Raw genomic sequence first — 23,494 nt, 5'->3', positions numbered from 1 at the left:
CGCCCTGGACCCCGAAGATCGACGTCCAATTGGACCCCTGCCGCGTACCCCGGGACACCAGTGCGGCATCCTTGTGACAGATCACACTGTTTGGACTGTCCGGCAAAATGGGCACCACGGACCCCTGGTACACCGGGGGAACAAGATCCTCTGAGCCGGTCGACAAGGAGAGAACTCGTGGACGACGTTCTGCGGCGCAACCCGCTCTTCGCGGCGCTCGACGACGAGCAATCCTCGGAGCTCCGCGCCTCCATGAGTGAGGTGACCCTCGCCCGCGGCGACACCCTTTTCCACGAGGGGGACCCCGGAGACCGCCTGTACGTGGTCACGGAAGGCAAGGTCAAGCTCCACCGCACGTCCCCCGACGGGCGCGAGAACATGCTGGCCGTGGTCGGTCCCAGCGAGCTGATCGGCGAGCTGTCGCTCTTCGACCCGGGCCCGCGCACCGCGACCGGCACCGCGCTGACCGAGGTCAAGCTGCTGGCCCTCGGCCACGGCGACCTCCAGCCCTGGCTGAACGTCCGCCCCGAGGTGGCCACCGCCCTGCTGCGCGCCGTCGCGCGCCGCCTGCGCAAGACCAACGACGCCATGTCGGACCTGGTCTTCTCGGACGTCCCCGGCCGCGTCGCCCGCGCCCTGCTGGACCTCTCCCGCCGGTTCGGCGTGCAGTCCGAGGAGGGCATCCACGTCGTGCACGACCTGACGCAGGAGGAGCTGGCCCAGCTGGTCGGCGCGTCCCGCGAGACGGTCAACAAGGCCCTGGCGGACTTCGCGCAGCGCGGCTGGCTCCGCCTGGAGGCCCGCGCGGTGATCCTGCTGGACGTGGAGCGGCTCGCCAAGCGCTCGCGCTGAGCCGCCCCTGGTCCCTTCGTCAGCCGAGTCGCTGGATGAGCCCGTGCTCGTCCAGGTACTCGAGCTGCGCCCGCACCGAGAGTTCCGCCGCCGGCCACAGGGACCGGTCGACGTCCGCGTACACGTGGGCGACGACCTCGCCCGGCGTCCGGTGACCGTTCTCCACCGCCGTCTCGACCTGGGCGAGGCGGTGGGCGCGGTGCGCGAGGTAGAACTCCACGGCGCCCTGGGCGTCCTCCAGGACCGGCCCGTGGCCCGGCAGCACCGTGTGCACCCCGTCGTCGGCCGTGAGCGACCTGAGCCGGCGCAGCGAGTCCAGGTAGTCGCCGAGACGGCCGTCCGGGTGGGCCACCACCGTCGTACCGCGCCCCAGGATCGTGTCGCCCGTCAGGACCGCGCGGTCGGCCGGGAGATGGAAGCACAGCGAGTCGGCCGTGTGCCCGGGCGTCGGTACGACCCTCAGTTCCAGGCCGCCGACGCCGATCACGTCGCCCGCCGCCAGCCCCTCGTCGCCCAGCCGCAGGGCCGGGTCCAGCGCCCGGACATGCGTACCCGTCAGCTCGGCAAAGCGCGCGGCGCCCTCCGCGTGGTCCGGGTGACCGTGCGTCAGGAGGGTCAGCGCGACGCGCTTGCCCGCGCGGGCGGCCGTGTCGACGACGTTCCGCAGGTGGACGTCGTCCAGGGGGCCCGGGTCGACCACGACGGCCAGGTCGGAGTCGGGTTCGGCGAGGATCCAGGTATTCGTGCCGTCCAGCGTCATGGCGGAGGGATTGGGCGCCAGGACGTTCACCGCGCGTGCGGTGGCCGGTCCCGAGAGGACGCCGCCCCTCGGCTGGCCGGGCAGTGCTGCTGCGTCCGTCATGCGGTGGCTCCCCCGGTCGGGTCGGCAGGCGTCGCGGGCGTCGGCGCCGTACTCGGCACGTGCTTGGTGAACTCCTCGTGCCCCGGCCAGGAGAGGACCACCTCGTCACCCTCCACCCGCGCCCGCGCGAGCACCGGGGTCATGTCGCGGCCCGGCGCCGACGCCAGCGCCCCGGCCGCCGTACCGCAGGCCGCGAGCCCGCGCAGGGTCGCGACGGTCGGCGGCATCATCAGCAGCTCGCCCTTGTCGTACCCGGCCGTCGCCTCGGCCGGCGTGATCCACACCGTGCGGTCGGCCTCCGTGGAGGCGTTGCGGGTGCGCTGCCCCTCGGGGAGCACGGCCACGAAGAACCAGGTGTCGTAGCGCCGGGACTCGAACTCCGGGGTGATCCAGCGGGCCCAGGCGCCCAGCAGGTCGGAGCGCAGGACGAGGCCGCGGCGGTCCAGGAACTCCGCGAAGGACAGCTCGCGGGCGACCAGGGCGGCGCGGTCCGCCTCCCAGTCGGCGCCGGTCGTGTCGCCGACCACGGAGTCGCCGGTCGGGCCGGCGAGCAGGACGCCCGCCTCCTCGTACGTCTCCCGCACGGCCGCGCAGACGATCGCCTGGGCGCCCGCCGCGTCGACGCCGAGCCGGTCCGCCCACCACGCGCGCGTGGGGCCCGCCCAGCCGATGGCGCGGTCGTCGTCGCGCGGGTCGACGCCGCCGCCCGGGTAGGCGTACGCGCCCCCGGCGAACGCCATGGAGGTGCGTCGGCGCAGCATGTGGACGGCCGTACCGGCGCCGGTGTCCTTGAGGAGCATGACCGTTGCCGCGCGTTTCGGGGCGACCGGGGTGAGGGTGCCGGCCGCCAGCGCGCGGATGCGGTCCGGCCACTCCGGTGGATACCACTGCCCGTTCGCCTGCGCATTCACCATGGCCGGAGGCTATCCGGTGACGGGCGGATGTTCGAGTGGTCCCAGGGCTGGGACGGACGCCAGGGACGGAGGCCGGGGACGGGCGTCAGCCGGGGAGGGCGGCCAGCCACTCGGTGAGCAGCCGGTTCGTCTCGTCGGGGCGCTCCTGCTGGAGCCAGTGCCCGCAGCCGTCCAGCAGGTGCGAGGCGCTGAGACCCGGCAGCGTCGTGGGGTACGCCTCGATCGCGTCGGACAGCCAGGTCGTGGAGGGGTCCAGGGCGCCGCCGAGGAACAGGGCGGGCTGGGTGACCGGGGCGCCCGCGTGTCCCGCCAGGTCGGCCCAGTCGCGGTCCATGTTCCGGTAGCGGTTGAGGGCGCCGGTCAGGCCGGTGCGCTCGAACTCCGCCGCGTAGACGTCCAGCTCCTCCTCGGTCAGCCAGGAGGGCAGCCGCTCGGCGGCCGGGAACCGGTCGCGCAGCCTGCCGCCGGGGGCGACGAAGTGCGGGTCGGGGGCCTCGGGCGGGGGCATGGTGTCGGCGGAGAGGGCGGCGTAGAAGCCGGCCAGCCAGCCGCGCACGTCGGGCTCGATCTCCGCCTCGGCACGCCCGGGCCGCTGGAAGTAGGAGACGTAGAACTCCTGCCCGGCGAAGGGACCGGAGGGGCCGCTCATCCCCGCGAAGACGTCACTGGGCCGCGGGCCGCCCGGCGGCGTGTACGGCACGCTCAGCAGACCCACCGCGCGGAACACGTCGGGCCGCAGCAGCGCGGAGTGCGCGGCGATGTTCGCGCCCCAGTCGTGGCCGACGACGACGGCGGAGCGCTCCCCGAGGGCCTCCACGACGGCGACGCTGTCCGCCACCAGGTCCAGCATCCGGTACGCCTCGACCGAGTCCGGCCGCGAGGAGCGCCCGTAGCCGCGTACGTCGATCGCGACGGCCCGGAAACCGGCGGCGGCCAGCGCGGGCAGCTGGCGGCGCCAGGAGTACCAGGACTCGGGGAATCCGTGGACGAGCAGGACCAGGGGCCCGCTGCCCTGCTCCACCAGGTGGATCCGCCCCGCGGGTGAGGGCACCAGACGGTGGACCCACTGATCATTCACGGACGGCGACTGCGGCACGACTCCTCCTGACACGTACGGTCGAACGACCGGGCCCGGATTCACGGCCCGGTCTCCGGGTCCGATCCTGCGGGTGCCAGGTGAGGGAGGCGAGGATTGTTGCCGGGGTGGCAAAGAGGTGCGGGACGCCCCGTGAAGTGCGCGACGCCCCGCCACGCCACCCCGCGGATCCGCCCGGCTACGCCTGGACCAGTTCCACCTGGATCTCGACCTCGACCGGCGCGTCCAGGGGGAGGACCGCCACGCCGACGGCGCTGCGGGCGTGGACGCCCTTGTCGCCCAGGGCCGCGCCGAGCAGTTCGCTGGCGCCGTTGATCACGCCGGGCTGGCCGGTGAAGTCGGACGCGGAGGCCACAAAGCCGACGACCTTCACCACGCGGGCGATGCGGTCGAGGTCACCGGCGACGGACTTCACCGCGGCCAGGGCGTTCAGCGCGCAGGTGCGGGCGAGTTCCTTGGCCTCCTCGGCGGTGACCTCCGCACCCACCTTGCCGGTGACCGGAAGCGCGCCGTCCACCATCGGCAGCTGGCCCGAGGTGTAGACGTACGGCCCGGACTGCACGGCCGGCTGGTAGGCGGCCAGCGGGGGCACCACCTCGGGCAGCGTCAGGCCGAGCTCGGCCAGCTTCGCCTCGACGGCGCTCATGCCTGCTTCTCCCGCTTCAGGTAGGCGACGAGCTGCTCGGGGTTGTTCGGCCCGGGCACGACCTGGACGAGCTCCCAGCCGTCCTCGCCCCAGGTGTCCAGAATCTGCTTCGTGGCATGGACGAGCAGCGGCACGGTTGCGTATTCCCACTTGGTCATGCGGCCGACTCTAGCCGCTGCCCGGAACCCCCTTCGCAGGCCGACCACGGCGACGTTGTCCACAGCCTCCGGCGTACTCCGCGCGCGGACTGGTTACGCTCGAATACGTGAGCAGGCTCCAGGTCGTCAGCGGCAAGGGCGGAACCGGTAAGACCACGGTGGCCGCCGCCCTCGCGCTGGCCCTCGCCACCGAGGGGAAGCGCACGCTTCTCGTCGAGGTCGAGGGCCGCCAGGGCATCGCGCAGCTCTTCGAGACGGAGGCGCTGCCCTATGAGGAGCGGAAGATCGCCGTCGCTCCAGGGGGCGGGGAGGTGTACGCCCTCGCCATAGACGCCGAACTGGCGTTGTTGGACTACCTCCAGATGTTCTACAAGCTGGGCAGCGCAGGACGGGCCCTGAAGAAGCTCGGCGCGATCGACTTCGCGACCACCATCGCGCCGGGAGTCAGGGACGTACTCCTGACCGGCAAGGCGTGCGAGGCGGTCCGCCGAAAGGACAAAAGCGGGCGTTTCGTCTACGACTACGTCGTCATGGACGCCCCGCCGACCGGCCGCATCACCCGGTTCCTCAACGTGAACGACGAGGTGGCGGGCCTCGCGAAGGTCGGCCCGATACACAATCAGGCGCAGGCCGTGATGCGGGTGCTGAAGTCGCGGGAGACGGCCGTGCACCTGGTGACGCTGCTGGAGGAGATGCCCGTCCAGGAGACCGCCGACGGCATCGCCGAGCTGCGCGCGGCTCGCCTCCCGGTGGGCCGGGTCGTCGTCAACATGGTCCGGCCCGAGGTGCTGGACGCCACCGACCTGGACCTCGTACGGAGCACCCCGCGCGGGGCGCTGGCGCGGTCCCTGTCCGGCGCCGGGCTCGGCGGGGCGCGGCGCGGCGGGCACGCCGAGCGGCTGGTGGACCCGTTGCTGGCGCAGGCCGAGGAGTACGCCGAGCGGTACGCGCTGGAGCAGGAGCAGCGGTCCGTCCTGACCGACCTCGGCCTGCCGCTGCACGAGCTGCCACTGCTCGCCGAGGGCATGGACCTCGCGGGCCTGTACGAACTCGCCACCGAGCTGCGGAAGCAGGGGATCGCATGAGTCCGGACCCGGCCGCCCGGCCCCAGGAGGGCGCGCGGCGCCTCTCCCACGCGCGCGTGCTCGACGTCGACCCGCTGCTGGAGGACCCGGAGACCCGCATCGTCGTGTGCTGCGGCGCGGGCGGGGTCGGCAAGACGACCACCGCGGCGGCCCTGGGCCTGCGCGCGGCCGAGCGGGGCCGCAAGGTGGTCGTCCTGACCATCGACCCGGCCCGGCGGCTCGCCCAGTCGATGGGCATCGACTCCCTGGACAACACGCCGCGCCGGGTGAAGGGCGTCGACGACTCGGCGGGCGGTGAGCTGCACGCCATGATGCTCGACATGAAGCGCACCTTCGACGAGATCGTCGAGGCGCACGCGGATCCCGAGCGGGCGGCGGCGATCCTGGGCAACCCCTTCTACGCCTCACTCTCGGCGGGCTTCGCGGGCACGCAGGAGTACATGGCGATGGAGAAGCTGGGCCAGCTGCGGGCGAGGGACGAGTGGGACCTCATCGTGGTCGACACGCCGCCGTCCCGTTCGGCACTGGACTTCCTCGACGCTCCCAAGCGCCTCGGGTCCTTCCTGGACGGCAAGCTGATCCGCGTCCTGCTGGCACCCGCGAAGGTCGGCGGCCGGGCCGGCATGAAGTTCCTCAACGTCGGCATGTCGATGATGACCGGCGTCCTGGGGAAGGTGCTGGGCGGGCAGTTCCTGAAGGACGTGCAGACCTTCGTCGCGGCGATGGACTCCATGTTCGGCGGGTTCCGTACGCGCGCGGACGCGACGTACAAGCTGCTCCAGGCGCCCGGCACGGCGTTCCTCGTGGTCGCGGCCCCGGAGCGGGACGCGCTGCGCGAGGCCGCGTACTTCGTGGAGCGGCTGGCGGCCGAGGACATGCCCCTGGCCGGCCTGGTGCTCAACAGGGTCCACGGCAGCGGCGCCGACCGGCTGTCGGCCGAGCGGGCGCTCGCCGCCGCGGAAAATCTTGAGGATCCCCGCATTGTGGATCAGGGCGGCGGGAAAGCTGGAATTCGTAACTCTCCCGACACGTACGGAAGTTCAGACGCCCACGAAGACGACGGACCGGACGCGGCGACGCCGCAGGCAGCGCCGCCGGATACGGACACGCAGGACGCATACACGCGGGACTTGCACACGCCGGACGCGGACACGCCGGAGCGGTCGGTGGACCAGCTGGCCTCGGGCCTGCTGAGGCTGCATGCGGACCGGATGCATCTGCTCGCCCGCGAGCAGCGCACGCGCGACCGCTTCACCGCGCGTCATCCCGAGGTGGCGGTCACCGAAGTGGCCGCGCTCGCCGGTGACGTGCACGACCTCGCGGGCCTGCGGGACATCGGGGACCGTCTCGCGACGGACCACCCCGAGCTGCCGGAGACGGACGTCTGACTCCGACCTGGGCGTCCGAGGAGCCCGGAGCGGCGGCTCAGCCCACGGCCATGTAGTTCTCGTACACCTCGTCGTCGTCGAGAGGCAGGATGCCGGCCCCCCGCTCGTACTCCGTCCGCGCCGTCTCCAGCAGCCGGCGCCAGGACGTCACGGTGGGCCGCCTGCGCAGCAGTGCGCGGCGCTCCCGCTCCGTCATGCCTCCCCACACGCCGAACTCGACGCGGTTGTCCAGCGCGTCGGCCAGGCACTCGGTCCGCACCGGGCACCCGGTGCACACCGCCTTGGCCCTGTTCTGCGCTGCTCCCTGAACGAACAGTTCGTCCGGATCGGTAGTGCGGCAGGCGGCCTGCGCACTCCAGTCGGTTACCCAGCCCATACCGGCGCCGTCCTCTCCCGAATCGAGGCTCCCCCACGGCGGCAGCGGCATATTCACCGCCGCCAGTTGAGGACGTTACGGAAGGTGGGCACAGCGCAACACCCCCTTCGGGCCCAATCTTGAATGGCCCGAACGGACTATGGGTAAGCGGCAGATCACCCGGGGGAGTGACCTGGCGACATGCGCGACGATCCCGACATTCGGGTCATCTCTCTTGCGCCACAACGGACACCGATTGACACACAAGGCGGATTCGGACACGTAAACCACACGCCGTGGCGCGCGCCGACACACACCAACACGCCCCCCAGTGGGGGTCCTCAGAAAAAAACCGAGCGGATCCGGAACGATTCGGGGTCGCCGGACGTATTGATACGTGGCCGCACTGCTGTGACAGTTGAGTGCAGCTTAGGCCAAGGCATATACGCGTGTCCGGCGAATGAGAACGTAGGCTGCCTCCATGCCAAAGAAGCGCTCGGGCGGTGGTCTGTCGCCAACGCAGCAGGCCGCCAAGTTCCTCGGTGTCAGTGTGCTCGCGGGAGCGGTGCTGGCCGGCATCGCGCTGCCCGCCGTAGGCGCGCTGGGGCTGGCGGCCAAGGGGTCGGTGGAGGGCTTCGACGCCCTCCCGGCCAACCTGAAGACTCCCCCGCTGAGCCAGCGCACCGCCATCCTCGACGCCGAGGGCGGCACCATCGCCACGGTCTACTCGCGCGACCGCACGGTGGTCGACCTCAAGGACATCTCGCCGTACATGCAGAAGGCGATCGTCGCGATCGAGGACTCGCGCTTCTACCAGCACGGCGCGATCGACCTCAAGGGCGTCCTGCGCGCGCTCAACAAGAACGCGCGCAGCGGTGAGGTCTCCGAGGGCGCGTCCACCCTCACTCAGCAGTACGTCAAGAACGTCTTCGTGGAGGAGGCCGGCGACGACCCGACGAAGGTCGCCCAGGCCACCCAGCAGACCCTCGGCCGCAAGATCCAGGAGCTGAAGCTCGCGATCCAGGTCGAGGAGGAGCTGGGCAAGAAGAAGATCCTCGAGAACTACCTGAACATCACCTTCTTCGGCCAGCAGGCGTACGGCGTCGAGGCCGCCGCCCAGCGCTACTTCTCCAAGTCCGCCAAGGACCTCAACGTCCAGGAGTCCGCCCTCCTGGCCGGCATCGTCCAGTCGCCCAGCCGGTACGACCCGGTCAACGACGAGGCCGAGGCCACCAAGCGGCGCAACACCGTCCTGACGCGGATGGCCCAGGTCGGCGACATCTCCCAGGCGGAGGCCGACAAGGCGAAGGAGGCCCCGCTCGGGCTGAAGGTCAGCCGGCCCAAGAACGGCTGCATCACGGCCGTGAAGAACGGCAGCTTCTTCTGCGACTACGTGCGCGAGGTCTTCCTCAGCGACAAGGTCTTCGGCAAGACCCGCAAGGACCGGGCCAAGATCTGGAACCAGGGCGGCCTGACCATCCGTACGACGATGGACCCGCAGGCCCAGGAATCGGTCCAGCAGTCGCTCAAGGACCACGTCAACAAGTCGGACTCGGTCGCCGCGGCGAGCACGCTGGTCGAGCCCGGCACCGGCAAGATCGTCGCGATGGGCCAGTCGAAGCCGTACGGCTACGGCAAGAACGAGACCGAGTACAACTACTCGGTCGACGCGGCCTACGGCGGCTCCAACTACGGCTTCCCAACGGGTTCGACGTTCAAGCCCTTCCTGGCGGCCGCGGCACTGGAGCAGAACGTACCGCCGACGAAGGAGTACTCGTCGCCGTACGACATGGACTACCCGAGCCCCATCCAGACCTGTGACAAGCCCTGGATCAACGACTCGAGCTACCGGGTGGAGAACGAGAACGAGTCGGAGGTCGGTCCGTACCGCCTGAAGGAGGCGATGGCCAAGTCGGTCAACACCTACTTCGTGCAGATGCTCGCCGACATCGGCCTGTGCCCGGTGTCCGAGATGGCGGACAAGCTCGACGTCCACCAGGGCAACGGCGACAAGCTCCCGCAGAACCCCTCCGCCCTCGCCCTCGGCTCCGTCGGTATGTCCCCGCTGACCATGGCGAGCGCCTACGCGACCTTCGCCTCGCGCGGCATGTACTGCACGCCGGTCGCCATCGAGTCGATCACGCAGAAGGTCGGCAACAAGCAGACGTCGCTCGAGGTGCCGAAGTCCACGTGCTCCCGGGCCATGACCGAGAAGACCGCGGACAGCGTGAACACGCTGCTGCAGGGCGTGGTCGACTCCGGTACGGGTAAGGAGGCCGGCCTCAGCGACCGCGCCAACGCGGGCAAGACCGGTACGACCGACGAGCGGAAGAACGCCTGGTTCGTCGGCTACACGCCGAACATGTCGGGCGCCGTCTGGGTCGGCAGCGCCACCCAGAAGGTCGAGATGAAGAACATCACGATCGGCGGCGTATACCACCCGCTCGTCTTCGGTGGCGCGGTTCCCGGTCCCATCTGGAAGGACGCCATGACCGGCGCCCTGGCCGGCAAGGACTCCCCCTCCTTCAACCTCGTCGACATCCCGGACGGCGAGAAGGAGAAGGACAAGGGCCGCGACGAAGGGGCCGAGGACCCGGGCCAGGACGACGGGAACAACGGCGACGACGACGGCTTCATCGGCGGCCTGATCGACGGCGGCACCGGCAACGGCGGGTCGGACAACGGCGGCGGTGGCAACGGCGGCGGCGACGGCGGCTTCCCCGGGAACCTGATCCAGGGGCCGGGGAACGGGCCGGGCGGACGCGACTGAGACCGCACGCGCAACGAGTGAGGGCGCCCTCCGCTTTTCGCGGAGGGCGCCCTCACTCGTTCACTCGTCGCGGGCCGGGGCCAGGGCTCAGCCGGCGAGCGCCTTCTTGACCGCGGCGGCGACCCGGCCGCCCTCGGCCAGTCCGGCGACCTTCGGGTTGACGATCTTCATGACGGCGCCCATGGCCCGCGGCCCCTCGGCACCGCCCGCCTTCGCCTCCTCGACGGCCTGCGCGACGATCGCGTTCAGCTCGTCGTCCGACAGCTGCTTCGGCAGGTACGCGGCGAGCACCTCGCCCTCGGCCTTCTCCCGCTCGGCGCTCTCGGCACGACCCCCCTGCGCGAAGGCCTCGGCGGCCTCCCGGCGCTTCTTCGCCTCGCGGGTGATCACCTTCTGCACCTCGTCGTCGGAGAGCTCCCGCTTCTCCTTCCCCGCGACCTCCTCCTTGGTGATCGCGGCGAGCGTCAGCCGGAGCGTCGAGGAGCGCAGCTCGTCACGCTCCTTGATCGCGGCGTTGAGGTCGGCGTGCAGCTTCGACTTGAGCGTGGTCATGGACCTGATTGTCGCAGGTACGGCCGGACGATCGCCCGCCGATTTACCGGCGGACGCCGATCGGCCCCACGGGCGGTCGGCCCGTGGCCCGTGTTCGGCCCCTGGCCCCCGCTTCTGACACGATGGACGTATGCGCGCGCGATACGGAGTGCCCCTGGGAATCACGGCGGTTGGCGCCGCCGGTCTGGTCTACGCGGCGGGGATCGAGCCCCGCTCGTTCCGCCTCCGACGGGTGACGGCCCCCGTCCTGCCCGCAGGCATGGGCCCGCTGCGCGTGCTCCAGGTCTCCGACATCCACATGGTCGGCGGCCAGCGAAAGAAGCAGCGCTGGCTGCGCTCCCTGGCCGGCCTGCGCCCCGACTTCGTGATCAACACGGGCGACAACCTGTCCGACCCGGAGGGCGTGCCCGAGGTCCTGGACGCCCTGGGCCCGCTGATGGAGTTCCCGGGCGCCTACGTCTTCGGCTCCAACGACTACTACGGCCCCAAGCTCCGCAATCCCGGCCGCTACCTGACCGAGAAGCTCCAGGGCCGCCACGGCCTCAACGGCAATCCGCCCGCCGTGGGCGTCGTCCACAACCCGTGGGAGGACCTGCGCGACGGCTTCGACGCCGCGGGCTGGCAGAACCTCACGAACACGCGCGGCACGCTCAAGATCGAGGGCATCTCCGTCGAGCTGACCGGCCTCGACGACCCGCACATCAAGCGGGACCGGTACGCGGAGGTCGCGGGCGGCCCGTCCGGCACGGCGGACTTCTCGATGGGCGTGGTGCACGCGCCGTACCTGCGCGTCCTGGACGCCTTCGCGGCGGACGACTACCCCCTGATCCTGGCCGGCCACACGCACGGGGGCCAGCTGTGCATCCCCTTCTACGGCGCGCTGGTCACCAACTGCGACCTGGACACGGACCGCGTGAAGGGCCTGTCCACGCACACGGCGGAGGGGCGCACGTCCTACCTCCACGTCTCCGCGGGCTGCGGCGCGAGCCGCTACACCCCGGTCCGCTTCTTCTGCCCACCGGAGGCGACGCTGCTGACGTTGGTGGCGCGGGGGCGGTAGGGGGCCCCGGGGGCAGTGAGGGGGCGCGGCCCGGGAAGGCGGCGGGCGGGTTACGTGATCCGGCTGCCCGGGTGGCCGGGTTACCCGGATCACCCGGGCGGCCCGGCCACCCGGGTAACCCACACGGCCCACCCGCATAGCCCGATATGTCCGGTCTGCCTAGCGTGAGGCCATGACAGCCCCGATACCCAGGGACATCCCGGACCTCCCCCCGATCCCGGGTCACCGCGCCCTGCTGCCCACGGTCGTACCGGCGACGGCCGTCGTGACCCCCGTACGCCGCAGGCTGATCGCGGTCTTCCGCCTCCTCACCGCCCTGCTGGCGCTGACCGGAGTGACGATCGTGCTGCTCGTGGGCGGCCCGGTCCTGAAGACCCTGAGCCATTTCACGATCCAGAGCGCCATCCTGCTGGCGCTGGTCATGATCGCGTCCGCCCGGTGCGCCTGGTCCGCCCACCACCCCCTGCCGGGCGCGGTGACGGGCGCCGCCCTGCTCTACGTCGCCACCGCCGGCCTGGTCCACCACCTGCTCCTGACCAGCGCGGCGAGCCCCTTCGTCGCACCGGACGGCGCCGGCGCGGGCTGGCAGACGGCCGCGACCCACATCCTGCACACGGCGGTCCCGGTCGCCGCGGCCCTGGACTGGCTCCTCCTCACCGTCCCCGGCCGCCTGCACCTGCGCCAGGCCCCCACGTGGCTCCTCTACCCCCTGGCCTACCTGGCCTTCACCCTGGCCCGCGGCGAGCTGCTGCTCCCCGGCACGCAGGACCGCTACCTCTACCCCTTCCTCGACGTCGACCAGCACGGCTTCAAGGGAGTCCTGGGCAACGCCCTCCTCGTCGGCCTGGCCCTCTACGCCCTGGCCGTGCTCCTCATCACCGTCGACCACATCCGCCCGAACCCACTCCGCCGACCCCGCTAAACCGGATTTCGTCTCCGGCCACCGGTGGGCTAAAGTAAACGACGTCGCCGCGACGAGCAGCGACGATCGGGGTGTGGCGCAGCTTGGTAGCGCGCTTCGTTCGGGACGAAGAGGTCGTGGGTTCAAATCCCGCCACCCCGACAGTGAAGTACCAGGTCAGGGGCCTGATCCAGCGAATGGATCAGGCCCCTGACGGGTTTCTGGAGATCGTTTGGGAGAAATCTGGGAGAAGATCTTGGTCGGGCTCTCCCAGGGGATGACTGGTGAGGCCGTCTCAAGTGCGGCGGCTGAGGGCACTCGCACCTGCGCGTTCGCGAATCCAGCCCCGCAGTCGGCCGGGAACACCATGCCGGCCCGCCTCAACCGCCCCTAGGATCACGACACATGGCAAGCCATCACTCAGCGCGTCCCCACGACCACGCCCGAGCACTCGCCCAGCGCGTGCGAGCGATGCGGGAGGGTCGAGGGTGGTCGCGGGAGCGGCTAGCCAAGGAAGCCGGCGTCGCCGTTGGAACGCTGGCCCGACTGGAGAGCGAGGGAGCGATCCAGCCAGGTTTCTTCACCGTCGGAGCGGTCGCCGAGGCACTTGAGGTCTCCCTCGATGAGCTCTTCCAGGAGACCAAGGTCGCTCCCGGCCTCTGGTCCGCCGGGTACGAAGGCCGGGACATCGACTCGTTCGTCTCCTCTCTCCTCGACAACCGTATTGATGTCGTGGCGGACGTACGACTTACGCCGATCAGCCGCAAGAAGGGCTTCAGCAAGACTCGGCTCGGGCAGGCACTCGCCGAGGCCGGCATCGAATACACCCACCTGCGTGGCCTGGGCAATCCCAAGGACAACCGGGCGCCGTTCTGGGAGGGCCGCCTCGACGTAGGCCGGGCTCGGTTCCGTGGAGTGCTGCGGTCCGAGGAAGCGCAAACCGATCTTGAGCGCCTCGCAGAGCATGCCCGGCAGTCCCGGGTCGCGGTGCTGTGCTTCGAGAAAGACGAAAGCCGCTGCCACCGACAGGTCGTCCTGGAGACGGTCCGCAAGCGGGCCGCCGTGCCCGTAATTCCCCTGGCCTGACTTCGCCCCTCGCTCCTGTACGCGCCCTTGCCGCTGGCGCATGCCTCTCCTCCAATCGGATCGGGAGATCAGTGGAGGGGGCAACCATGGGATCGGGGATTTGGCAGCGCGCACGGATCATGATCACGGTCAAGACCTATCCGGAACTGTCCGCGAAGTACCACGAGACGAGCTGCGTGGCCGGCATACGGCTCGACCAAGGGGCGCCCCAGCATGTGCGGCTCTTCCCGGTTCCGTTCCGGCTGCTGAACGAAGAAAGCCAGCTCGCCAAGTACTCGATCGTCGAGGTCGATGTGCAGCGACACCATGGGGACCGCCGTCCCGAAAGCTTGCGCCCCAATCTGCAGAGTCTCAAGGTCATCGAGCGCCTCGGGACAGCGGACGGCTGGCGCGAACGCTTCTCGCATGTGCAGCCCCTCGTAGCGCCGTCCCTGTGCTCCATAAAGCGGGACCAGGAGCTTCGGGGAACGTCGCTTGGCGTCTTCCGCCCAGCGGAGTTCACCGGCTTCCGCTTCGCTCCTGCCGAGCCCTGGCCAGCTTCGAAGGCGGCCCTGGCAGATCAGTTGGATCTACTCGCACAGGACCTCCGCCAACTGGAGTGGGTGCCACTTGAGTTCCGGTACAGCTTCCGATGCGCGGATCAGGAGTGCGCTGGTCACGACATGGGGCTGAGGGACTGGGAGGCGGGCGAGTCGTACCGCAAGTTCTTTCGCCACTACGGGAAGGACGGCGTGGAGGAGAAGCTTCGCGAGCGTTGGTTCGACCGGATGGTCACTGCGGAGAAGGCCGTGCACTGCTTCGTCGGGAACGTCGCGGCCCGCCCCAAGACGTTCCTGCTGCTGGGCCTGTTCTACCCGCGACGGGATGTCGTCGAGAACTTCCAGGAGAGCCTGTTCGACCTGTGAGGGTGAGTACGCAGGATGGGGAACCCATGTCACCGTCCCCTGACCGAGGCCGTCGGCTGAACTGCCGCGTGCCGGATGCGGCCTGCGGACCTGTCTGGATGCGGGCATGCCATGCTGTCGTCAACGGAGCGTCGCTCGCGCTCAGTTGATCGTCAGGGGGAGCTGTGGCAGGGCGGGATCTTCGCACGTTGTTCAGCTCGAACGACCGGAGCATCGCCGCCAGCGAGGCGTTCACGAACCGGCAGGCACAGTGGCAGGCCGTAACGGCCGGCCTCGCCGAGCACATACGGCACGTGACCCGTGCGGACTTCGACGTGGAGGACCTGGAAGCTCCCCGCCACAACATCCTCGTGTTCCACGGTGTGGGCGGGATCGGCAAATCCACGCTCTCCCGAAAAATCGAGGGCGAGTGCGTCTTCATTTGATAATGGTGGTTATCAGACCTAGATGCAGGTTCACCCTCATCGGGCTGTCTCATCCGGCTGGGTGATTCACATCCGAAGTGCCGCTGCCTCCCGAGAGGTGCGCCAGAATGACGGATCAGTTTCCCGACTGAACAGCACTGAGGGGGTGGCAGCGGGAAATGGTCGAGCACAGCCGCGGTCCGTCTTGCCGAAAAGGGTTCACTGCGCGGCGCACCTACCGGCCAGCGGTGTTCAGCCGCTCTCGGTCCGATGGTTGAGCGCATGTCCGCCGTCGGCGAGAAGGGGCAGACACCGGAGCTCGTGGACGGACCCAGCTGGAGCCGCCCTGGACTGGACGTCGCCGCGGGCCGTTATCCGCTCTCGGTGGAGCGGCATGTGGGGCGCATGGTCGATCACCTGGTGCCAGGGGTGACCACGTTGACCCCGCACGCGCGTTACTACGCTCTGCACGGGCTGGTCGCGGCGCAAGCCGATGCGGAAGACCTGACGGTCCCGGCTGCCCAGACTCTGCTGCGCCGCGCGGAAGTGGCGTTGGGCGCCGTGTCGTTCGCGCATCATCCACAGGCTCTGGAGTGGCTGCCGCGTGCTCATGGGGTCGATGCTCTTGCCCGGCGGCTGCACTCCGGGACGGTCACCATGTCCGAGGCCGAGGTCCCGGGCAAGGACGGGTACGTGGGCAACTCGTGGGGGTTCTGGACACCGTACGCCGGATCCGAGGTAGCGCTCGGCATCCTCGGTGCGGGGCCCATGCCGGTTCCCGGACCGCGGTTGGAGACCGCGGCACTACGAGCCGGACTGGGCGGGTTGCTCGAACTGGCCGCCGAGGACACGCTGAACGTGGATGATCTCGCCCCGTTCGGGGACCGGCTGTGCGTGTGCGTGGGCGGTGAGCATCCTGACGGGGCGTGGCTGGCGAACCTCATGTGCGAGCCCGGTGCACCGGCCGAAGCAGGCTCCCGCTCGGCAACACGGCGACAGACGATTCAGCTTCTGACTCGTGTGGTCGCCACACATCCCGTCCGATATTTCACCCGCGACATTGGCCACGTGCTCGCCTTCGGCGACTTCCTGACCACCGATCCCGTGACCAACGGCATCGACGCGGCCGGTGCCTGGCGCGGAGTGGTGCTGCGGAACTACTCCGTCGGAGCGTGGCGCCGCCTGTGGTCCTGGCTCGTGGAGCAGGTCGACGGGCTGGTGCCGATCGAGGAAGTGGCCGACCGCTTCGCCGCGGAGCTTCCCGACATGACGGTGGACGCGTTCCTGTCCTCCCTTCCCGCGACACAGAGCACGACCGGAGCGCCGTTGCCCGCTGAGCACGACCTGCGGTGGGCGGGCGATTCCTTGCCCCTTTCCGAACTGCGGGTGCTCGCCGCCAGTGCCCGTCGGGTGGACGAACTCACCGGTCGGGTCCGGGACGCGTTCCTCGGACAGCGCGGTGTCGAGCTCGGCCCGGAATGGGTCCAGCGGCGCCTTGACGAGGCGCGGCCCATGAAACTGCGCGACGTCGCCCGCCGACTCACCTACGACCTGGTGGCGCGGTCGCAGCGGATCGCGCTGGCCAAGGCCCGCCGACGTGCTGACGGCACGCTGTGGTTACCGACCCGGCTGCACGAACGGGGTGGGCTGTTGTACCGGACGAGCCAGGAGGGGCGCGGTGACGTCGGGCTACGGCTGGACCAGCTCGGGACCGTCCTGGCCACCTGCGGCGTACTGGACTACCACGACCAACACTGGTCGGTGACCAGTAGCGGGAGGGCTCTCGTTGACTGAGACCGCACCGGCACCGGGAGTGGTGGAGCCACCAACCGCGTTCGCCTCTCCGTTGACCCTCATCCTCGACGAGGAGCGCACGGGCGGGCGGAGCCTGGAAGAAGCGCTCTTCCTCAGCTTCACCGCCGATCTCGGCTTCTTCGAGGAGGTAGCCCTCGGCGTCACCCAGTCCACCGGCGCACGCGTCACGGTGGCGGGAGACGTCTCAATGACCCGGAACGATCCCCGCTCCGTCCGGCGGGCCGGCCGCAGCTACCTCGCCGGTCTGGCGTACGCCCAGGGTGCCGCGTTCCATCCCAAGCTGATGGTCCTCGCCGGACCGGAGCACGCCACCATTGCCCTCGGCTCCGGTAACACCACGCTGGCCGGCTGGCAGGCCAACGCCGAATTGTGGACGGTTCTGCGGGTGGACGGCGAGCAGAGTCCCACGGCAGTTCCGGAGCTGTCGGCATGGCTGCGCGACCTCCCGGAAAAGGTGAGGTTCTCCGCCGGAGTGCCACAGGCGCTGGGTCGGGTCGCAGTACTGCTGGACCGGCTCCACCGCGACAGGACACCCACGGCGCCACAGGTCCGCGTCGTCAGCAGTCTGCGTTCGCCGATCATCGATCAGCTCCCACAGGGGCCCGTCGACGAACTGGCCGTGTTCGCGCCCTTCTACGACCGGCGCTCGATGGCACTGCGGCGGCTGCTCGAACGCTTCCGCCCGAGCCGGTTCACCCTCGCCTACCAGCCCGGACTCAGCGATCTCGACGGTCCGTCGGTCGCCGCCCTGGTGAAGGAGTACGACGGACGCGTCATCAGCGACAACGACCAGCGGTACCGCCATGGGAAACTCGTCGAGTGGATCTCCGAGGGGCAGCGTTGGGCCCTGACCGGCAGCCCGAACCTCTCGGCCGCGGCCCTGCTGCTTTCCCAAGGTGACGGCGGCAACTGCGAACTCGGCATCATCGCCCCAATCACCGCCACCCTCCTCCCGGACGGCAGCGACGAGCCCGCCGCCCGGCTGCACACGGTCCCGCCCCTTCCCCGCCCCATCGCCGGCGGTGGGCCACTGCTGCTTGGTGCCCTACGCGTACCGGACGGCCTGGAGATCAGCGTTGCCCGGCCTCTCTCCGACACCGCTCACCTGGAGTTGTCCCAGGCCACAGCACCGCCGGAGGCATGGGAGCGCATCGCCGATGTCCCGCCCGGACAGGCCACGCTGACGGTGACGGCTCCGGCCGATGCGGGCAGCCGTGTGCGCCTGGTCGTAGTCGACAGCGACGGCGTACCGAGCTTCGGCAACATCGTGTTCGTCGTCGACCCTGACCGCGCCCTGCGCCGAATGACCCCGACCCAGTCCCAGGCCCCCACGACACGGCCTCCCGACCTGTTCGCGGATCCCCGGCTCGCCGAACGATTCCTGGGCGACCTGGAAACCCTCCGTACGGGACTGACCCCTACCCCAGCGGGCGTATCCGCGAGCAGTAGCACTGGCGGTGCGGTCACGACGGCCCCGCTGGACGGCGACGAGGACGGCTGGGAGCGCTATCTGGACGAATGCGCCGGACGCGTCGGACATCCGCTCACGCGCTTCGCGCTGGGGCTCCCCCTGCCCACCGACATCAGCACGCCCTTTCAGGACCTGCTGCCCGTCTCCTGGGACGAGCGGTTCACCGACGACATCGAAGCCGCCCTCGACGATGACACCGCGGAGGCCGTGGCGGCAGAGCACGACCCCGAGGCAGCCGGTGCCGAAGCGAGCAGCACCTCCACCCTTCCCGACCTCCGGCAGGCGGACCAGGAAGTTCGCCGTAGATACCGGCGCTGGGTGGAGCGCCTCGTCGCCCTCGCTCCCCACCTGGGCCCTCCGGAGCGCATGCTCGTCGTCCGGCTGACCCTGTGGACCGTCGCGGCAGGCGCCTGGCCGCCGGCGCACACCGACTGGGTGCCACTGCTCTCCCAGGCCGTCCGCGCACTGAACCGAAACGACCTCCCCGAGCGGATCGAGCCCCAGGTCGGCAGCCTCGCCGCAGTCGCCCTCGCCGTGCTCCGCAGCCACGCCCCGCGCTACGAGATCACGCCTGAGACCATCGCCTTCAACGAAGCCTCCCAGACAGTCGACCGCCTGCTTCCCGCAGTGGATTCCGCGTACGTCACGGAGTACACGACGCTGCTCGACACAGCTTTCGGCCCGGCCGTCGACCCGGCCGCCGTGCTCGATGTCGCGTCGGACGTCGTCCAGAACGATCCCCTCGCCGACGCCGTATGGTCCCTCGCCGAGAAGGGGCGTGACGTACACCGCCACGGACGACTCCTCCTCCATGTCACCGGCCGCTTCAGCAACCCCGCGCTGGTGGCACTCGAAGCAGTCGGCGCCGCCGAGGATGCGCCCCTGGTCGGGGCCTGGGCCGACTCTGGCTCGGACTCCGGCGGGGGAGCCTGGGCGCTGGTCGTCTGGCGTCGGCCCGACCTCATCGTGGTCGACGCCCGTCGGCCGATTCCCCTCTGGCGGCATTACCGGCTCACCGGGCTGGTAGGCCCCAGAGCCCTCGCCGCACAACGCGGCTTCGAATCCGCCGCCTCCGTACCCCACGGCCCCCGCAACCAGCCCTTCGAACTGGCCCACCAAGTCCTGTCGGAGCTCGGCCTGGTCGGACCCCGACCACCGCAATGTGAGCCATAGCCTGGGGAGTTTCTACATGTCCATCGCGGAAGATCCGCGTCACGGACACCCGATCACCGCGCACTCACGATCAGTCGAGACCAAGGTGCAAGCGGCACCGACAGCAGTATGCATGTCGATGCCGCGTCTCAGCTGCGACACCGCCCGCGTTCAGATCCCGGCGTGCAAGTGGGCCGCCCAGAGGTAGGGGGACTTGGGATAGCGATCACGGACCTTGCGCACAGTGTGGTGCAGAGCACGGGCCGCCGCATCCGTGTCGAGGCCGGCATGCTGGTCGGTGACTCCGCCGAGCTCAGCATAGAAGTCAGCTGCCATATGCGAGGCCACCTCGTCGTTTATCTCCCAGAGTGTGCCGATGACGTGGGGAAAACCCGCGAGCTGAAAGGCTGATGTGAGATGGATGGCCTCGTCGATCAGCTTCACGGATTCCATGAACGCTGTTCGGCACGCTGACAGGTAGGCCAGTTGGGCCGAGTCCATCTTCATTCCTGCAAGGCTCGCCACCGTAAGCGGATCACGTTCGTGGTCGTGCAGAAGCAACAGGCTCTGGGACGGGTCGTCGGGGTCGTGGGCACCGTGGCACGCGAAATGAACGATCCCGGAATCGGAGAGGGCCTTCAGGACCCGAGCCTTGGTCGGTCGTGTCTCCGACCCGGGGACGGTCATGCCGTCAGCTTCTGCACCCGGCGCCATGAGGAGCGTCGGCCCGGGCAGCAGGCCGCACAGCAGTGCGGCTTCTTCCGAGACGTGGTCCAGGCGGCCTTGAACACCCGGAGTTGTGGGCATGGCCACGATCAGTGACCGGCTCACGGACGGCGCGGAGGTGCGACGACGGCGCGCGTGGTGCAGTGCACGGATAGTGGTGGTGTACGAGGAGACGACACGGTCCATGACTGTCGGCGGTTCCCCGTCTCTCAAGTCTGCCCGGAGCAAATCGGAGTGATGGCCGGCAGCGTGCAGAGGTAGCAGCGAGAGGAGCCCGCCAGGCGCCCACCAGACGCGAGGCCACGACTCTCCGGGAGAGGGCTCACCCGTGAAACCAAGGCTGCGCAAGACCGGTTCGGCCGCCGCGTCCCACAGCCACTCCAAGACAGCGTGAAGCGTCGCTTGCGCCTCCTTTCGCGTGAGAGGCGACATGCGCGGATCCGCAACGGTTTCCAGTGCCCTATGGAAAGTCTGTATCTGGTCGATGACGAGGTCGTACGTAAGGTCGGGCAGGTTCAGGGACTCGATTCCATCGGACGTCAACAGCAGTGCGTCGCTGCGGTAGTGGCTGACGGTGAAGCTCACCACTGGGCCGGAGGCGGCTTGTGCCAGGAGCTCACTGACGGCGGAGGGACGAGCGAAGCTGGCGAATCCTTCCTGCGCTCGGATGTTGCCCAGCGTGGCCTGAAGTTGGTCGGCAAGGCTGCGTCGTTGCTCCTCGGCATCGACCGCACGTACGGCGGCGCTGACTTGTCCGTCGAGCTCCGTGAGGGAAGCCAATTCCATCGGCCGGTCCAGCTCGTCCCGAAGCACCTCGAAGCGATGGGCCAGGTCGGGATGGCGCTCGCGAAGCTCTGCGAGGTCGCTCCGCATGTCCAGCGCCTGGCTGTGGAGGACGCCGCGGCCCACCTCGATCAACTGCAGTGCTCGCGCTGCCCGATCGGCGGGTGTGCCTTCGTGAGAAGCAAGAGCCAGTGCCGCCGCATCTCCGGCCAGCCCGGACCACTTGCCCATGGCGTGCTGCTGGTCACCACGGCTCAGTCGGCGGTCTGCCACTTCGGGCAGCAGGTGTACGGCACTGGCCAAGAGATCGGCTGCGAGATCAGGATCCAGCCGTCCGGTCATTGAGGCCGCTGCCTGAGCCGCCCGAATCCGAATTGAGGGCCTGGCCCCGTCGGCTCGCGCGCCTTCCGTGTGGGCGGCCAGTGCTCGGTCAAAGTCGCGTCGCGAGTGAGTCTGATGATACCGACGATGCAGCGCCGCCCCAAGCTGGAACAGGTAGTCAGCCCGCTCCGGATGTTCCGCGGACGAGATGTCGAGCGCGGCCTGGCACGCAACCACCGCGTCATCCAGATCCGCTATGGCCCCGGTCCTCTCGAACCTGACGGTCAGCACACCTCCCAGCAAGGACAAGTACCTGGGGCGCTCAGGGTGGTGGGACGGAACGGTGGCGGTCGCGTCATGTCCCGCTGCGACCGCGCCGTCCAGGTCCTCAAAGCCTCCAGTGCGCTGGTAACGGGTGTGCAGGACGGTGCACAGATTCGCGAGAAAGCGAGGGCGGTCAGGACTACTTGCATCCGTAATGCCGAGGACCTCGCGGTTTCTTCGGACCACCTCGTCGAGGTCTTGAGGGTCCCCGTTCCGCTCGTAACGTTGCAACAACACTGTGCCGAGATTGGACAGCATCGCCGCCAAGGCGGAGTGTTCACGGGGTGCCGTCTTCACGGCTCCGTGCGCGAACTCGATCGCGGCGTTCAGGTCCGACAACGCCCCGGTGCGCTTGAACCGAGTCCACAGCATCAGACCGACGTTGGACAGACGGGTCGGCCGGTCGACGTGACCGTCCGCGGTGGCCTGAGCGGAAGCACGACTGGCACTGATCGCCTCGTCCAGGTCGTCCATGTCACCAGTGCATTCGAATCGCTGCCCGAGGGAGATGGCCAGGTTATTGAGAACCGCGTTGAACTCGGTCTGATGCGGGGTAATTTCCCGGGAGGCAGCGCGGTTCATGTCGATCGCCGTATCGAGGTCGGATCTGTCGCCGCCGATGCGGTATCGCGCCAGGAGAGCCTGCCCCAGGCCGGAGAGACGAAGCCCACGAGCCCTGTGCCCCGGCGGGAGCATCTCCAGAGCTTCCCGGAACGCAATAACAGATCGGCCCAAATACGCTGTTTCACCGCTGCGTTGGAATCGAGTCAGCGTGACGGTGCCGAGCCCAGACAGGAACATGGAGCGCGCAGGATGTTCCTCGGGAGCCGCCTCCACTGCGGCCTGGCAGCACTCGATCGCGTTGTCCAGATCCGCCGGCGCGCCGGTGCTTTCATATCGGCCGTGCCAGGCGGTCCCCAGATTGTGAAGAACTCCCGCCTTTTCGTGGTATTCGGTACAGAGGGCTGAGGCTTCCTGGAAGGCTTCGATCGCCGCGTCCAAGTCCGACAGGATGCCGCTCTCGGTGAACCTGGTCTTCAGCGCGGTACCCAAGTTGTTGAGCCCGCCAGCCCTGCCGACAGCGGAGCCCACAGAAGCTTGGACTGCCAATCGGCCGGTCTCGATCGCACCGTCCAGGTCCGCCGCGGCACCTGTATGAGTGAAGCGCGTCATCAGCACACCTGACAAGTTGGACAGCATGCCCGGCCGTTTCGGATGCCCTGTTGCCGTGCTTTCCACTGCGCCCAGGGCCGCGTCGATCGCCGCGTCCAGATCCGCCAGTTCACCACCCGCGTCGAAGTGGGAACTCAGGATGACGGAAAGATTGGACAGCGTTTCCGCGTACTCGCTTTTTCCACGAGGGATAGCGGCCGCGATACGGCGCAGGAGATCGGTCAATCTTGCGCGCAAAGCCGGGCTCGGCGAAGCACTCATCCCTTGCTGGATCCTCCAGACGAAGCCGAGCGCGCGCTGGGCCACATCTGGAAGGAGTTCGTCCGGCAGATCCTCCTCATCTGCGCCGAACACGAAGCAGGGCGTAAACTTCGCGACGGCTTCCTCTCTGTCCCGCTGCCCAGCCCCTTCGGGAAGTGCCTTGTACCTGGAGACATGCAACCAACCGAGGAGGTAGTAACCTTCCAGGTCGGACTCGTCATCGTGGAGTATCGAGGCAAGCTGACGGGCTTCGACCAGTGCTTCCGGCTCCAGCACCACCCGAGGATCTTGTTCGCGGGCGAGCCGGTCCAGCCGTAACTCCACTACGGCAATGCGCTTCTCCACTTCGCTTTTCCTTGCGAAATCCTGCTCACGCCCCTGCATAAACCGTCCTGTCACTTCCCGATCTCCGTCTCCGGTAGATCTGATTTCCG

The 23,494-nt window shown here is 69.3% G+C and carries 19 protein-coding genes and 1 tRNA gene; 12 read left to right on the top strand and 8 right to left on the bottom strand.

What is annotated here, in order from left to right:
• The first annotated feature begins 177 nt into the window (after positions 1 to 177).
• Entirely contained in the window at positions 178 to 852 is a 675-nt protein-coding gene (locus ACZ67M_RS22810) for a Crp/Fnr family transcriptional regulator (RefSeq protein ID WP_122616797.1), read from the top strand.
• 19 nt (positions 853 to 871) lie between these two features.
• On the opposite strand, the gene ACZ67M_RS22805 is transcribed toward ACZ67M_RS22810, so the two are convergent.
• From ACZ67M_RS22805 to ACZ67M_RS22785, 5 genes are all read right to left on the bottom strand, one after another.
• Entirely contained in the window at positions 872 to 1,714 is an 843-nt protein-coding gene (locus ACZ67M_RS22805; protein ID WP_361361798.1) for an MBL fold metallo-hydrolase, read from the bottom strand.
• Positions 1,711 to 2,628, bottom strand: coding sequence for an NUDIX hydrolase (locus ACZ67M_RS22800; RefSeq protein ID WP_469852483.1), 918 nt, complete (start codon positions 2,626 to 2,628; stop codon positions 1,711 to 1,713). The genes ACZ67M_RS22805 and ACZ67M_RS22800 overlap by 4 nt, the downstream gene beginning before the upstream one ends.
• Positions 2,629 to 2,713: 85 nt before the next feature.
• A complete protein-coding gene (locus ACZ67M_RS22795) occupies positions 2,714 to 3,724 on the bottom strand; it encodes an alpha/beta fold hydrolase (RefSeq protein ID WP_469852482.1) in 1,011 nt (336 codons plus the stop codon).
• 178 nt (positions 3,725 to 3,902) lie between these two features.
• Positions 3,903 to 4,370, bottom strand: coding sequence for a RidA family protein (locus ACZ67M_RS22790; protein ID WP_361361792.1), 468 nt, complete (start codon positions 4,368 to 4,370; stop codon positions 3,903 to 3,905).
• On the bottom strand, positions 4,367 to 4,528 hold the full coding sequence (locus tag ACZ67M_RS22785) for a DUF4177 domain-containing protein (protein ID WP_003975360.1): 162 nt from the start codon (positions 4,526 to 4,528) through the stop codon (positions 4,367 to 4,369). The genes ACZ67M_RS22790 and ACZ67M_RS22785 overlap by 4 nt, the downstream gene beginning before the upstream one ends.
• A gap of 107 nt (positions 4,529 to 4,635) precedes the next feature.
• Between ACZ67M_RS22785 and bagA the strand changes: the two genes are divergently transcribed.
• Together bagA and bagB are read left to right on the top strand one after the other, a co-directional pair.
• Positions 4,636 to 5,613 (top strand): ATPase BagA, encoded by a 978-nt coding sequence (bagA, locus tag ACZ67M_RS22780; RefSeq protein WP_385799537.1) that lies wholly within the window; start codon positions 4,636 to 4,638, stop codon positions 5,611 to 5,613.
• Complete coding sequence (gene bagB / locus ACZ67M_RS22775; protein ID WP_469852480.1) at positions 5,610 to 7,001, top strand: ATPase BagB; 1,392 nt, start codon at positions 5,610 to 5,612, stop codon at positions 6,999 to 7,001. The genes bagA and bagB overlap by 4 nt, the downstream gene beginning before the upstream one ends.
• A 37-nt stretch (positions 7,002 to 7,038) precedes the next feature.
• On the opposite strand, the gene wblA is transcribed toward bagB, so the two are convergent.
• Positions 7,039 to 7,377, bottom strand: a complete 339-nt coding sequence (gene wblA / locus ACZ67M_RS22770; RefSeq protein ID WP_064729040.1) for a transcriptional regulator WblA — start codon at positions 7,375 to 7,377, stop codon at positions 7,039 to 7,041.
• Between the two features lie 460 nt (positions 7,378 to 7,837).
• On the opposite strand from wblA, the gene ACZ67M_RS22765 reads away from it, so the two are divergent.
• Positions 7,838 to 10,126 carry a transglycosylase domain-containing protein gene (locus ACZ67M_RS22765; RefSeq protein WP_392011673.1) on the top strand — a complete coding sequence of 763 codons (2,289 nt, stop codon included), beginning with the start codon at positions 7,838 to 7,840 and terminating at the stop codon, positions 10,124 to 10,126.
• A gap of 87 nt (positions 10,127 to 10,213) precedes the next feature.
• Here the strand turns inward: ACZ67M_RS22765 and ACZ67M_RS22760 are convergent, their stop codons facing one another.
• A complete protein-coding gene (locus ACZ67M_RS22760) occupies positions 10,214 to 10,678 on the bottom strand; it encodes a GatB/YqeY domain-containing protein (protein WP_361361784.1) in 465 nt (154 codons plus the stop codon).
• A gap of 130 nt (positions 10,679 to 10,808) precedes the next feature.
• Here ACZ67M_RS22760 and ACZ67M_RS22755 point away from each other — a divergent pair, with 130 nt between their 5' ends.
• From ACZ67M_RS22755 to ACZ67M_RS22720, 8 genes are all read left to right on the top strand, one after another.
• A complete protein-coding gene (locus ACZ67M_RS22755; RefSeq protein WP_469852479.1) occupies positions 10,809 to 11,738 on the top strand; it encodes a metallophosphoesterase in 930 nt (309 codons plus the stop codon).
• A 172-nt stretch (positions 11,739 to 11,910) separates the two neighbouring features.
• Positions 11,911 to 12,660, top strand: a complete 750-nt coding sequence (locus tag ACZ67M_RS22750; RefSeq protein WP_385800146.1) for a Pr6Pr family membrane protein — start codon at positions 11,911 to 11,913, stop codon at positions 12,658 to 12,660.
• 67 nt (positions 12,661 to 12,727) lie between these two features.
• Positions 12,728 to 12,801 (top strand) — tRNA-Pro (locus ACZ67M_RS22745).
• A 243-nt stretch (positions 12,802 to 13,044) separates the two neighbouring features.
• Positions 13,045 to 13,725 carry a DUF488 family protein, N3 subclade gene (locus ACZ67M_RS22740; protein WP_469852477.1) on the top strand — a complete coding sequence of 227 codons (681 nt, stop codon included), beginning with the start codon at positions 13,045 to 13,047 and terminating at the stop codon, positions 13,723 to 13,725.
• Positions 13,726 to 13,844: 119 nt separating this feature from the next.
• Positions 13,845 to 14,630, top strand: a complete 786-nt coding sequence (locus tag ACZ67M_RS22735; RefSeq protein WP_469852475.1) for a hypothetical protein — start codon at positions 13,845 to 13,847, stop codon at positions 14,628 to 14,630.
• A gap of 188 nt (positions 14,631 to 14,818) precedes the next feature.
• Positions 14,819 to 15,055 carry a hypothetical protein gene (locus tag ACZ67M_RS22730; RefSeq protein ID WP_469852473.1) on the top strand — a complete coding sequence of 79 codons (237 nt, stop codon included), beginning with the start codon at positions 14,819 to 14,821 and terminating at the stop codon, positions 15,053 to 15,055.
• A 261-nt stretch (positions 15,056 to 15,316) separates the two neighbouring features.
• Positions 15,317 to 16,828: a hypothetical protein gene (locus ACZ67M_RS22725; protein WP_469852471.1), complete on the top strand. Its 1,512-nt coding sequence runs from the start codon at positions 15,317 to 15,319 to the stop codon at positions 16,826 to 16,828.
• Complete coding sequence (locus ACZ67M_RS22720) at positions 16,821 to 19,493, top strand: hypothetical protein (protein WP_469852469.1); 2,673 nt, start codon at positions 16,821 to 16,823, stop codon at positions 19,491 to 19,493. Before ACZ67M_RS22725 ends, ACZ67M_RS22720 begins: the two co-directional genes overlap by 8 nt.
• A 150-nt stretch (positions 19,494 to 19,643) precedes the next feature.
• On the opposite strand, the gene ACZ67M_RS22715 is transcribed toward ACZ67M_RS22720, so the two are convergent.
• Positions 19,644 to 23,444, bottom strand: coding sequence for a CHAT domain-containing protein (locus ACZ67M_RS22715; protein ID WP_469852467.1), 3,801 nt, complete (start codon positions 23,442 to 23,444; stop codon positions 19,644 to 19,646).
• Between the last annotated feature and the right edge of the window lie 50 nt (positions 23,445 to 23,494).

The sequence above is a fragment of the Streptomyces sp. NPDC107500 genome (genome assembly GCF_055582785.1).
This window is presented reverse-complemented; position numbering and strand designations above follow the sequence as displayed.

What these genes read in the sequence shown, in the direction of transcription:
- ACZ67M_RS22800 (WP_469852483.1), bottom strand. Translation starts at nt 2,628, where the DNA reads ATGGTGAATGCGCAGGCGAACGGGCAGTGGTATCCACCGGAGTGGCCG.
- ACZ67M_RS22765 (WP_392011673.1), top strand. Translation starts at nt 7,838, where the DNA reads ATGCCAAAGAAGCGCTCGGGCGGTGGTCTGTCGCCAACGCAGCAGGCC.
- ACZ67M_RS22755 (WP_469852479.1), top strand. Translation starts at nt 10,809, where the DNA reads ATGCGCGCGCGATACGGAGTGCCCCTGGGAATCACGGCGGTTGGCGCC.
- ACZ67M_RS22805 (WP_361361798.1), bottom strand. Translation starts at nt 1,714, where the DNA reads ATGACGGACGCAGCAGCACTGCCCGGCCAGCCGAGGGGCGGCGTCCTC.
- ACZ67M_RS22785 (WP_003975360.1), bottom strand. Translation starts at nt 4,528, where the DNA reads ATGACCAAGTGGGAATACGCAACCGTGCCGCTGCTCGTCCATGCCACG.
- bagB (WP_469852480.1), top strand. Translation starts at nt 5,610, where the DNA reads ATGAGTCCGGACCCGGCCGCCCGGCCCCAGGAGGGCGCGCGGCGCCTC.
- wblA (WP_064729040.1), bottom strand. Translation starts at nt 7,377, where the DNA reads ATGGGCTGGGTAACCGACTGGAGTGCGCAGGCCGCCTGCCGCACTACC.
- ACZ67M_RS22750 (WP_385800146.1), top strand. Translation starts at nt 11,911, where the DNA reads ATGACAGCCCCGATACCCAGGGACATCCCGGACCTCCCCCCGATCCCG.
- ACZ67M_RS22715 (WP_469852467.1), bottom strand. Translation starts at nt 23,444, where the DNA reads ATGCAGGGGCGTGAGCAGGATTTCGCAAGGAAAAGCGAAGTGGAGAAG.
- ACZ67M_RS22725 (WP_469852471.1), top strand. Translation starts at nt 15,317, where the DNA reads ATGTCCGCCGTCGGCGAGAAGGGGCAGACACCGGAGCTCGTGGACGGA.
- ACZ67M_RS22790 (WP_361361792.1), bottom strand. Translation starts at nt 4,370, where the DNA reads ATGAGCGCCGTCGAGGCGAAGCTGGCCGAGCTCGGCCTGACGCTGCCC.
- ACZ67M_RS22735 (WP_469852475.1), top strand. Translation starts at nt 13,845, where the DNA reads ATGATCACGGTCAAGACCTATCCGGAACTGTCCGCGAAGTACCACGAG.
- ACZ67M_RS22760 (WP_361361784.1), bottom strand. Translation starts at nt 10,678, where the DNA reads ATGACCACGCTCAAGTCGAAGCTGCACGCCGACCTCAACGCCGCGATC.
- ACZ67M_RS22740 (WP_469852477.1), top strand. Translation starts at nt 13,045, where the DNA reads ATGGCAAGCCATCACTCAGCGCGTCCCCACGACCACGCCCGAGCACTC.